The organism is Sphingobacterium paludis, assembly GCF_004364125.1.
In the GTDB taxonomy this organism is placed as follows: domain Bacteria; phylum Bacteroidota; class Bacteroidia; order Sphingobacteriales; family Sphingobacteriaceae; genus Sphingobacterium; species Sphingobacterium paludis.
Genome location: NZ_SNZV01000002.1, coordinates 142434 through 155120, shown reverse-complemented (window position 1 = coordinate 155120; position 12687 = coordinate 142434). Strand labels below are relative to the sequence as shown.

General features: G+C 43.3%; 9 protein-coding genes. All 9 read right to left on the bottom strand.

From position 1 onward, the window contains the following. Positions 1 to 43: 43 nt before the first annotated feature. The 9 genes from B0I21_RS03575 to B0I21_RS03535 all read right to left on the bottom strand — a co-directional run bounded on the left by B0I21_RS03575 (position 44) and on the right by B0I21_RS03535 (position 12686). On the bottom strand, positions 44 to 1087 hold the full coding sequence (locus tag B0I21_RS03575; protein WP_133639107.1) for a COX15/CtaA family protein: 1044 nt from the start codon (positions 1085 to 1087) through the stop codon (positions 44 to 46). A 61-nt stretch (positions 1088 to 1148) separates the two neighbouring features. Further along, complete coding sequence (locus B0I21_RS03570) at positions 1149 to 3026, bottom strand: cytochrome c oxidase subunit I (RefSeq protein ID WP_208292258.1); 1878 nt, start codon at positions 3024 to 3026, stop codon at positions 1149 to 1151. Between the two features lie 26 nt (positions 3027 to 3052). Further along, positions 3053 to 4372, bottom strand: coding sequence for a cytochrome c oxidase subunit II (locus tag B0I21_RS03565; RefSeq protein WP_243835938.1), 1320 nt, complete (start codon positions 4370 to 4372; stop codon positions 3053 to 3055). A gap of 47 nt (positions 4373 to 4419) precedes the next feature. Next, positions 4420 to 5655 (bottom strand): quinol:cytochrome C oxidoreductase, encoded by a 1236-nt coding sequence (locus tag B0I21_RS03560; protein ID WP_133639106.1) that lies wholly within the window; start codon positions 5653 to 5655, stop codon positions 4420 to 4422. A gap of 19 nt (positions 5656 to 5674) precedes the next feature. Further along, positions 5675 to 6325 (bottom strand): c-type cytochrome, encoded by a 651-nt coding sequence (locus B0I21_RS03555; RefSeq protein ID WP_133639105.1) that lies wholly within the window; start codon positions 6323 to 6325, stop codon positions 5675 to 5677. Beyond that, on the bottom strand, positions 6297 to 6833 hold the full coding sequence (locus B0I21_RS03550) for a DUF3341 domain-containing protein (RefSeq protein WP_133639104.1): 537 nt from the start codon (positions 6831 to 6833) through the stop codon (positions 6297 to 6299). The genes B0I21_RS03555 and B0I21_RS03550 overlap by 29 nt, the downstream gene beginning before the upstream one ends. A 5-nt stretch (positions 6834 to 6838) precedes the next feature. After that, positions 6839 to 8320: an NrfD/PsrC family molybdoenzyme membrane anchor subunit gene (nrfD, locus tag B0I21_RS03545; RefSeq protein WP_133639103.1), complete on the bottom strand. Its 1482-nt coding sequence runs from the start codon at positions 8318 to 8320 to the stop codon at positions 6839 to 6841. Between the two features lie 28 nt (positions 8321 to 8348). Continuing rightward, the gene (locus tag B0I21_RS03540) at positions 8349 to 11363 is read right to left on the bottom strand and encodes a TAT-variant-translocated molybdopterin oxidoreductase (RefSeq protein ID WP_133639102.1); all 3015 of its coding nucleotides are present in this window, start codon (positions 11361 to 11363) and stop codon (positions 8349 to 8351) included. Positions 11364 to 11405: 42 nt separating this feature from the next. Beyond that, entirely contained in the window at positions 11406 to 12686 is a 1281-nt protein-coding gene (locus tag B0I21_RS03535; protein WP_133639101.1) for a cytochrome c3 family protein, read from the bottom strand. Between the last annotated feature and the right edge of the window lies 1 nt (position 12687).

Below are 12687 nucleotides of genomic sequence, written 5' to 3'. Positions count from 1 at the left end.
AACCGTTGATACGGCGCCACAAATGTCCGCAACTTTGTACAAACTATCGTTTTAATTTTGTCATTAATAGCATCAAATAATATTGCGCTCCAAAAAACAAACTAGCAACAATTAGATGTGTTGTCTGTGCAAAGGCAGGAATGTTGAAACGTGCCAAAATAATTCCAGACATCATTTGTATCCCTACTAAAACGATTACTATCCAAGCATACTTACTTTGCAATGTCAATGAACTAAACTTATTTTTTACTAGGAAAAACATCAATATGTTCAATCCTAGCGACGTGTAAGCCAAAACACGGTGAATGAAATAGGGTTGACCCAAGTGCGAGACCCAGTCCGCGCGTGCTACGCCTTGATCATTCAAATGATCGATACTCTCGCGGACCTCCGTTCCGTATACTACCTGAACCACCGTCAATGCCAGTGCCACGAGGGCCAGCCATTTAAACGCGCCGACGCTCTGCCCACCTAATATCGACTTATTGCGCCAAGTCGTAGCCGAATAAAACGTGTAAATACTGATACCCACAATGAGTAGGGCCAACAGCATATGCACGGTTATAATCCAGGGCATAAGGTTGGTCGAAACAACGATCGATCCCAACCAAGCCTGCACGACGACCACAAAAACATTCAGAACGCTCCACCCTACAATGGATGGCTTTGTCTTTAAATAGGTAAAAGAGAAAAGTGCGGAGAACAACAAGCAAAATCCGGCGGCTACACCAACTAATCGATTAATGTATTCAGTCCATGTCTTTGCAGCGTTGAACGACTCGTGTTCGAGGATTGACTTATCATGACGAATTTTATCAGCCTTCTCTGGGTAGCCAAAGAATTCGACGATCTTTGCAAATCGTTGATTCTTCTTAGCACGCCCATCCACATATTGTTGTTCGTAGCCTTCTGGAAGTTGGCTGATGTCGGTTGGCGGGATAATGCGGTTGAAGCATTTCGGCCAATCCGGGCAGCCCATTCCCGATCCGGTACTTCTGACGATTCCACCCGCAGCGATCACTAAGAACAAGACGAAAATAGTAATCCTATTTGTCCTAATAAATCGTCTCTCTGCACGCGGATACATCGAATCCTCTCTTTCTTCTACTTTATGTATAAAGAGAGGTAGGTAAAAACCTACCCTTCTATTATTTCTCTATTATTTCTCTATTATTTGCTTTGTTCCACTCGTTCTGAATACGAATAGCCTCTTCGTTACCTTCAAAATCATGAGGTAGGTTTGAGCTCATCGTCTCCGAGAAAGGAACATCTTGCGGGATAAAATCCGTATCGTGACCAGGCTTGCTGTAATCGTAAGGCCAACGGTATACCGTAGGGATTTCTCCAGGCCAGTTACCATGGATATGCTCTACTGGTGTAGTCCACTCCAACGTATTGGCATTCCAAGGGTTTTGCGTTGCCTTTTTGCCTTTCCAGATGGAGCTAAAGAAGTTCCAAAGGAACGCTACCTGCGCTAAACCAGCGATAATCGCCGCCCAAGTGATCAACATATTTACCGAAACCCATTTCTCCATGAAAGGGAATGCTGTAAATGCGTAGTAACGGCGAGGCACACCATCAATACCCATAAAGTGCATAGGGAAGAATACCAGGTAAGCACCGATAAACGTCAGCCAGAAATGTAGATATCCTAATTTAGTATCCATCATACGACCGAACATCTTTGGATACCAGTGGTATACACCGCACAACATCCCGAAGATCGAGGCTGATCCCATAACCAAGTGAAAATGGGCAACAACGAAATACGTATCGTGCAAGTTGATATCCAATGCCGCATTACCAAGATAAAGACCGGTCAAACCACCCGACACAAAGAAAGATACCATACCAATTGCAAACATCATTGCCGGTGTGAAACGAATGTTACCTCTCCATAGCGTCGCGATATAGTTGAATGCTTTTACCGCAGAAGGTACGGCAATAATCAATGTCGTGATCATAAATACACCGCCTAAGAATGGGTTCATACCTGTCACGAACATGTGGTGACCCCAAACGATGAACGAAAGCACGGTAATACCAACCAAGGAGTAAACCATCGCGTGGTAACCAAAGATAGGTTTACGCGAGTTTGTCGAGATAACCTCCGACGTAAGACCTAAGGCCGGCATCACGACGATATATACCTCAGGGTGACCTAAGAACCAGAACAAGTGTTGGAACAAGATTGGTGAACCACCTTCATTCGGTAAAATTTGCCCCTGAACAACCAAATCCGAAAGGTAAAATGATGTACCTACAGAACGGTCGAAGAATAATAGAACAACGGCTGAAACGAGAACCGGGAAGGATAATAGACCTACGATTGCTGTCAAAAAGAAAGCCCAGATGGTCAATGGCATTTTCCACAGATCCATACCTTTCGTACGCATGTTCAAGACCGTGCTCACATAGTTCACACCACCCAATACCTGCGAAGCGATGAACAACGTCATACTGACTAACCAAAGTGTCATCCCTAGGCCAGAACCCGGTATCGACGTTGGCACGGCAGAGAGCGGCGGATAGATTGTCCAACCTGCGGCAGCAGGTCCACTTTCTACGAAGAAAGAAGCGACCATGATCACACAGGCTACAAAGAAGAACCAGTACGATAACATATTCATCAGCGGCGATGCCATATCTCGAGCACCAAGCTGATAAGGAATTAATAAATTACTAAACGTACCCGATAAACCGGCGGTTAATACAAAGAAAACCATCATCGTACCGTGAATGGTAACCAACGATAGGAAAAATTCGGGTTTCATTCGCCCTCCTTCAGCCCATTTGCCCAAGAAGATTTCTAAGATTGGGAAATCTTTCTCCGGCCACGCTAACTGGATACGGAATAAAATTGAAAGCACCATAGCGAAAACCGCCATCACGATACCGGTGATCAAAAACTGCTTCGCGATCATCTTATGATCTTGACTAAATATGTATTTAGTTAAGAAGGTTTCATGATGATGATCATGTGCATCATGATGAGCTGCGCCGTGCGATATAACTGTACTTGACATATTCTTTTAATAATTTCTTATTTCAATTAATTTAGTGAAGCTGTAGCCAATTCTTTCGAATCTTTCGAATCTACTGCTGTAAACTCTTTTTGCAAATCTTCAGTAAAATATTTGTTTTGCGTACTTAACCACTCTTTATATTCCTCTTCCGTCACCACAACCACTTTCTTCTGCATGTTAAAGTGACCAGAACCGCAAATCTTGTTACACAACATGACGTAATCATATTTCGGATCATTCATGCGCTCACGCATTTCCTCTGTGGTAACCGTCGGTGTAAATTGGAAGTAGTTCGTCATACCTGGTACTGCATTAATTTGGACGCGGAAATCAGGGATGTAAAACGAGTGAATAATATCTTTAGAGATGATATGAAAACGAACAGATTTATTCACGGGAAGTACGATATCAGAAGCTTGAATATCGTCCCAAGCATTTTTGTCGTTGAAATCAATACCATAGGAATTCATCGGGGTAGTCATTTTGTAGTTACGTTTACCAATCACGCCATCTGCGCCCGGGTAACGTACCTGCCATTGAAACTGTTCGCCCAATACCTCAACCTGCAAAGCCGATTTTTGTAAATCTTCCGGCACATTCGTGATGGATCTCCAGGTGAAGAAACCGAACAATACCAATACCGTCAACACGATAGCTGGAACGATAGTCCATATTTTTTCAATCGTGTCATTGTGTGGATAATAGTAGGCCTTCGTTTTCGCACGCATCCGGTATATGTATGGAAACGTGAATAACAAAAGATGAACAAGTACCAAAACCACGGTGATGATGACCGTCGTAACGATAAACATCGTATCAATCCTCTGTCCATGTTCGGTAACTGCATCACGCCATGCCCAGCTTCCCCATACAGCGTAGCCATAGTAAACGAAGGCTAAAAAAGCGACCAAAAAGATGATAAATAAAACGGATTGGAACGTGTTATTTGCAAATGGATTATACTTTCCATTCATTCTCTTGGTCAGTTCATAAATTGACAAGACTTTACCGATTACAGCAACAATAGTACATACAATTAAAAACAATAGTATGTAGTAGGTCATGTTCTTGTAAACCTGTGGATCAATCTGTTTCTCGGGTTCGGGTGTTGCGGTAGCGGTAGCCGCTGTAGCGCCCGCCGCAGAAACTGTAGAAACCGAATCTGTCGCTGCTGGAGCAGCAGCAGCCGTGTCCGCAGCAGCAGCGGTATCAGCGGTCATTGAAACTGCTGTATCTTGCGCTGTTGAATCTTGCTGAAGGGCAAAACTAGGAGTAGAAAACAATAACCCTACGGCTAGTAAGCATCCCAACGCGGCTTTGAATCTGTTATTAATTTTGAATTTCATTTCTTATTAAGACGTTTAAACGTTTTATGCTTTGATTAGAAACTAAACTATATTTGATGATGTAAACTCTCATCCATAAAAGGATGGTTTTTCGGAGCCAACGGATGTTTGCTCAATTTGCTCATCACCAAAAAAGTAAATAAACCAACGAAGCCAATAGCTGTTCCAATCTCGATATAACCAAAACCACGATGTGATTCCACGGTGCCCGGCATAATCATGATATAATAATCTAACCAGTGACCACACAATAGCAAGATGGCTACGAATAACATCATGCCGTTTTTACGTTTAGCATCGCGGTCAACAAGTAACAATAATGGCGCTACGAAGTTAATGATAATGCTCAACCAAAACCATGGTTTATACTCAGGTTCCCATCTTTTGTAGAAATAAACCGTTTCCTCTGGAATATTAGAATACCATATCAACATGAACTGGGCGAACCAAACGTATGTCCAGAAAATAGAGAATCCAAACATCAATTTACCCAAGTCATGCAAATGATTTTCATTAACCCATGACAAATAGCCCGCTTTCTTTACCAAGATCACGATAACGACAATAGTCGCAATACCGCTCACCCACATGGCTGCAAAATTATACCAACCAAACATGGTCGAAAACCAGTGTGCTTCCAATGACATGATCGTATCAAACGACCATATCGGTGTCGTAAAACCGAAGATAACGAGGAAGATTGCCGAAAGCTTGAAACTTTTCTTATAAGAATTTAAACCGCCTTCTAAATCCTCTTTATAGGATAATTTGGTAAGGATAAGAGCAAAAATGCTATATGAACCCATGAATAGAATTTGACGAATCAAAAATCCGGGGACATTTAAAAATGCAGATTTTCCTGCAACAAGTTTATCATACGCTGGGCTATTCGGGTCTGTTAGGCCTTCAGCATTCCAGTGATGATATAAATTATGTGATGTTAGACCTAAGCCTACGATAACCAATAGGATGACAGCCGCTATAGGTAAAATGCCAGCCATAGCCTGCGGAATACGCAGTAAACCTGCCGACCAACCCGACTGGGTAACCATTTGCAGCGCGACGAAAAATGCCCCGGCAGCACATACACAAGTGAAATAATAACCCATCAATAATAGGTTTGCGTACGTACGTTCAACCATAATATGGTCACTTGATATTAGGCCCATAACAATGGCTATAATACCTACGGCAATACCAACTAGACTGAGTATCTTGGCGATACCAGCAAATTGGAATTTTTCGCTGAAATTATAATCGTGATGATGATTGTGAGTTCCCATTTACTATATTGATGTTAGATTATTTTTTTTGTAATTCGTGTACATACATGACCACCTGCCAACGCTCCTCTGGCGATAATTGGGAGGCATGAGACCCCATCGAGTTATGACCATAGTAAATCGTGTGATAGATCTTACCGTCTGTCAATTCGCTCATTTGACCACCTCTGGATGACGATGCCGCGTCTGATTTTTGATACGATGGAGGTGGCGGGAAGGTTTCCAAAGCACGCGTACCTCTGGAATCTGTTACCGATCTTTCTTTTGTGATCGGGCCATCGCCTTTACCTTCCGGACCGTGACAAACCGCACAATACGTATGGAACAAAGCATCACCTTTCGCAAGGTTTTCTTGCGTTACTGCCAGCGGGCTAGTAAGCTCTCTACCGGCACGCTCGTACTCCTCTAGCGAGTTAGCAAATTCGAAACGCTCGAAGCCTATCGGATTTGTACCTGCAGGAGGTAATTGTGCAGTAATTTTGTTCTTAAAGTTTTCGTTTGGCTGATCCGGATTGAAGGCAATCGGATCATACATATTTCTGGAGAATTCCCATCCGGTACTACGTGTCTTTCCATCGCCGCAGCTGGAAACTACTGCAGCCAAAGCAAATGCAGCACATACAGATCCAAGAAAATTCTTCTTATTCATAGCTAACATATTTTCTTTCATTGTATTTAACCTCAACCGCGCCAGCATCATTCAGTAATGATTCAACCAAAGCGTGATCTGTATTTTCATGAGCATCTACCGCAATAATAAAACGATCGTCGGATGCTCTCAGGTCCATTACACGAGGGGTGCGGCCTGGAAACAAGTGGTTGCGGAAAAAGAAGGTCGCTACCATGCCAAGAGCACATAATAAAATGGTCACCTCAAATGTTACCGGAACAAAGTTTGGCAAAGGTAACGAGGGTTTACCACCCACGTTCATCGGCCAATCATGTGCCATCGTATAATATAACAAGCTAAAGCCCAAGCAGGTACCTAATGCGCCGAAACAAAACGCTGCAATAGGTAAACGAGATGGTTTTACACCCAACTTAGCTTCTATTCCGTGAATAGGCATTGGCGTGAAACAATCATATATGCTGATATTGTTTGCTTGCAATTTCTCAATCCCGTGCATCATATCATCAGGATCAGCAAAACTACCTAATATATATTTTGTATTGCTCATTGCTATTATTTTTGTTTTAATGCGTTAATGTCCTCTTGTGTAACTGAATCGTACTTGTCCAACGAGTTTGCAAAATGCTCAACCTGTTCGGCTGGGAATGCACCTTCTTGAGCCAACTTGGTTTTCTGTTGTAGCGAGGCAGATTTCAATAGCAATTTCACCTCTGCAATCGCGATACCCGGCAAGAAACGTAAGAACAACAAGAATAGCGTGAAGAATAGACCAATCGAACCAACGAAGATACCTACGTCTGTCCATGTTGGATAGAACATCGCCCATGAAGATGGAAGATAATCACGGTGCAATGAAGTAACGATGATTACGAAACGCTCGAACCACATCCCGATGTTTACCACGATTGATAAAATCCAAGAGATAGGAATACTGGTACGAATCTTCTTGAACCAGAATAATTGTGGAGAGATTACGTTACACGTCATCATTGCCCAGTAAGCCCAAGCATAAGGACCGGCAACACGGTTAGCAAACGCATACATCTCATATTCAGAACCTGAATACCAAGCTACAAAAAGCTCTGTCAAGTAAGCGATACCTACGATGGAACCTGTAGTCATGATGATTTTATTCATAGACTCGATGTGGAACATCGTGATGTAATCCTCAAAGTTCATGACTTTACGAAGGATCAACAATAGCGTTTGTACCATCGCAAAACCAGAGAAGATCGCTCCCGCAACAAAGTAAGGCGGGAAGATCGTGGTGTGCCAACCCGGAATGACCGAGGTTGCAAAGTCCATGGATACGATCGTGTGTACGGAAAGTACAAGTGGTGTAGAGATACCTGCCAGAATTAAGGACACAATCTCAAAACGTTGCCAGGTCTTCACGGAACCGTTCCAGCCAAACGACAAGACTCCGTATATCTTTTGTTTTAAACCTGTCGCACGGTCACGTACCGACGCAATATCAGGTAATAGACCACAATACCAGAATACTAAGGATACCGTAAAGTAGGTCGAGATCGCGAAGGCATCCCATACGAGTGGGGAGTTGAAGTTTACCCAAAGGGAACCAAACTGATTCGGTAAAGGGAAAATCCAATAAGCCAACCAAGGGCGTCCCATGTGGGCAACAACGTATGTCGCGGCACAGATAACGGCGAAGATCGTCATCGCCTCTGCAGAACGGTTGATCGAGTTACGCCAGTTCTGGCGGAAAAGTAATAATACGGCTGAAATCAACGTTCCGGCGTGACCGATACCTACCCACCATACGAAGTCGGTGATATCCCAAGCCCAGCCTACTGTTTTGTTCAAACCCCAAGCGCCGATACCTGTCCAAAAAGTGTATCCGACACTTACAACCCACAACATGGCACCTAATGCGGCTACGATAAATCCTATCCACCAGGCTTTGTTGGGCTTATTCTCAACCGGTAACAAGATGTCATCAGTCACTTTAGCATACGTGATGTTCTTGCCGGTTATTAATGGTTCTCTTAATATTGATTCGTTATGCGATGACATAATTGCTTTATTTCAGATTACAATAAAATTACGCTTCAAATGAATTTCTAACTTTCGTCATGTAGCCAATGTTCGGTTGAACGTTGATTTCTTCCAAGACGTAGTAGATACGTTCGCTACGTAACGCTTTAGAAACTTCCGAGTTTGGATCGTTAGCATCACCGAAGATCATAGCGTTTGCACTACAAACTCCTGAACATGCTAGTTTGATATCACCATCTTTCAATGGACGACCTTCAATCTTCGCTTGAAGCTTACCTGCTTGAATACGTTGGATACACATCGAACATTTCTCCATCACCCCACGTGAGCGTGTAGTAACATCTGGATTCAATACCAACTGTGTAAACTCGTTATTCAAGTAGTTGTCGAAACGTGAATCATTCCAGTAGTTGAACCAGTTGAAACGACGCACTTTATACGGGCAGTTGTTCGCACAGTAACGTGTACCGAAACAACGGTTGTAAGCCATATGGTTTAATCCTTCAGAAGAGTGGACCGTCGCCAATACCGGACATACCGTTTCACAAGGAGCGTGGTCACAGTGCTGACACATCATCGGTTGATGAACTACTTTCACATTTTGGAAATCGTTCAGATTCGCGATATCATCCTCTTTGGTGTAATCTACCCCATCTTCTTCGATCGTATAGTAACGGTCGATACGCAACCAGTGCATTTCACGACGACGACGAACCTCATCACGACCTACTACAGGAATATTGTTTTCAATGTTACATGCTACGATACAAGCACCACAGCCTGTACAGGCATTTAAGTCTACTGCCATCACCCATTTGTGACCTGGCGACTCAAACTTGTTCCACAAATCGTATGATTTATGTGAATCGGCAAAACGACCAGATTCTGATGCTGGATTTTTTAAATAGTTTGCGAATGTAGTTTCGCGAATAATATTTCTGCCTTCGATCGTATGGTGCGTTTGCGTTTGTGCCAACTCGTACGTTCTCGAAACTTTCGAAATCTTAACTTTAGCAGCGGTTTGCGTCACACCATTTTTAACAGTTGCAAATGGATAAGCGTTAACCCCAACGTTGTTACCCGCTTTACCTACTTTCGTACGACCGTATCCTACGGCTACGGAAGCTGAACCCAATGCCTGACCTGGCTGTGCTAACACAGGAAGCTCCACGGAGTAGTTGTTTCCTTCTACCGTTACCACACTGTTTTCACCCAATCCTAGTGCTTCGATATCCTTTGGATTTAAAGCGACGTAGTTGTCCCAAGTAACTTTGGAAACCGGATCCGGCAACTCTTGTAAGAATGCGTTGTTTGCAAAGCGTCCGTCACGAATGGCTGCAGATTCGTACAAGGCTAACTCGAACCCTTCACCAGCTAACGTCTTCGCATAGGCCTGCAAGTTGGTTGCGGCACCCTGCACGTTTCCGGTGAATGTATACGCGTTCGCTGTTAATTTACCTTTATATTCAAAACCAGTTTGCAATACATCTTTCCATTTCTTCGCGCTACCCGCTAAAATTTGGGTTTCCCAAACATTTTTAACAAAGTCAAAGATGTTGATGATGTTTCCAGACCAAACCAATAAGCTTTGCTCTGCTTGGCGCGTATTGAATACGGGGTTGATAGTCGGCTGAACGATGGTGTAATAACCTTCTCTGGAAGATTCATCACCCCAAGATTCTAAATAGTTGCTCGTTGGTGCGATCGCTTTTAATTCCGAAGCTGTTTCATCCGCACGATCGGCAAACGAAAGCGTGAAATCCACTTTAGATAATGCGTCTTTCACCACCTTAGTATCCGCATAATCATACAAAGGATTTGAATTTAAGAACATCGCAACACCTACACGTCCGGCATTTGCATCTGCTAAGAAAGTAGCAAAAGCATCTTCAGAACCTTGGTATTTTTTGGAGAAGTTATCCAGATCGATTACTGTACCGTAAGCACCAATGGCAACGTTGATCGCGTTAGCTAAAATCTGAGCATCTACATTATTTGCGCCAGCTACGACAACAGCTTTTCCTCTGTTCTTTAATAATTCTTGCGCTGCCAGCTTAATCGCTGTAGCAGCACGTTGGTTCCCCGTTAATGCACCTGGCAAGGATGAACCCGTAACTTCGTTATATAAAGAAACTAATACCGCACCTTCTTCGGATGGCTTTACTGCGATACGAACGTCCGCATTTGTACCTGTCATGCTCATACCCGATTCAAATTGGATATGGCGCGACATCTTGCCACCTTCTAAGGATTTGTAGTTTCTGTTTTTAATATAATCTTGTGTATGCTCTTCCCCATCTAACCAAGTACCTAAGAAATCAGCACCAACAGATAACACAACCAAGGCATTTTCGAAATTATAAGCAGGGATCACCGCTCTTCCGAAACTTTGCTCGTTTGCTTTGCGGATACCACTGTATGATATAGGATCGAATTGAACCAAGTTCGTGCTCGGGAAAGACTCCTTGAATTTGGCAATAGCTTGTAAAGTCGACGGGCTGTTAATCGTTCTTGAAACCAGCGTGATTTGTTTCCCAGAATTTGAAGCTTTGACTAACGCTTGTTTAACGGTTGTATCTAACTTGCTCCACTCGACATCTTTACCCCCGATTTGTGGGTTCTGTAGTTTGTTCGTCATGTCATACAGATCCAAGACGGACGATACTGTCGCTGACTCTGTACCCTGCACTAAACCAACTGCATTGGGGTTTGCTTCTACTAAAATAGGACGACCTTCACGTGTTCTGATTAACACACTTTGTCCGTTGAATGATGAAGCGTAATAATTTGGAATACCTGGTGTTACTTCTTCCGGTTTGATAACATAAGGCACTGCTTTATGAACAGGTGTACGATTACACGCTGCCAAGGTTACAGCCCCTAAACCGAATCCCAAAGCTTTCAAGAAGTCACGACGAGGTGTCTTTGTGCTCAATCCAGCTTCGTTCAATACATCTTCTACAGGAATAGGCTCGGCAAACTCACCTTTGCTCTTTTCGACGAAAGCAGGTGTTTGTTGCAATTCCTCCAAACCTTTCCAATATTTCTTGTTGCTATCCATTTAAGCTTTATATTAAAGATTGCGTATTTTCTTATTTAATTATTAATAGTGACATTTACCACACTCTAGTCCGCCGATCATTGCGGCAGTCATCTTCTCACCTTTCTTCAACTTTTCGTGAGCCTCGATCAATTGATCGTAATAAGCGTTGTCCGTGTTAACTTCTGTCGTTCTGTGACAGTCGATACACCACTTCATTGTTAAAGGAGAGTATTGGTAAACCTCTTCCATTGTTTCTACCGGACCATGACATGTTTGACATTCCACACCCGCTACCACAACGTGCTGCGAGTGATTGAAGTAAGCGAAGTCAGGTAGGTTGTGAATTCTAACCCATTGAATAGGCTTCGGATTGTTTCCGTATTCGCGTGTCTCTGGATTATAATCCAGCGCTCTGTAGATTTTAGCAATCTCTGGTGAAAGCTCCCCATCGTAATGCTCAGATGCTGTTACCGTGTTATGACAGTTCATACACACATTCGCTGACGGAATCGACGCATTTTTGGATTTGAAAGCACCACCGTGGCAATACTGACATTCGATTTGGTTCACGCCCGCGTGAATCTGGTGCGAGAATTTAATCGGCTGAACAGGCTCATACCCTTGATGAACACCAACGTTCCAAAGCGTATTCCAGCCGCCAACTGCCAAGAAAGCAACCAGCATCAGCACCGAGAAACCGACGAGCTTTTTGTTTTTCACAAATGCCTGTGCAAATTTCGCGAAGCGATTTTCCACTACTGTTTCGTTGCGCGCTTGCGCAGCTTCGATAGCCGCTTGGTTATTCGCGATAACTTTTTCTAGGGTGCGAATAACACGATTCAGCACCACGATAACAACAACCGCCAAAACGACAATGGCTATTAAACCAATGATCATGAATGTGTTTGCATCATCCGATTGTGCAGCACCAGCGGCAGCAGCACCAGCAGCAGGAGCTTCCGCAGCTTTCGTTTCCTCATCTTTTACATAAGCAATGATGTTTTTGATTTGATCATCCGATAAATCTGTAAAAGCAGTCATCACCAATTTGTTGTTCTCTTCAAACAGCTGTACAGCGGTAGGATCACCAGCAGCAACCATCGCTTGTGAATTTTTAATCCACTTCACTAACCATTCTTCATCATGACGCTCGGTCATTCCAGCCAAGGCCGGACCAACCACTTTTTTCGTCACACTGTGACAGGTCGTACATTTAGACTTGAAAAGCGTCTGACCCTCTTTAACGTCCTGCGCATTCGACATTGTAACGGCAAATAACAACATCATACTTACTGACATTGTCTTCGCAAGTTTTCCCAATAAGGATGAGATATTTCTCATA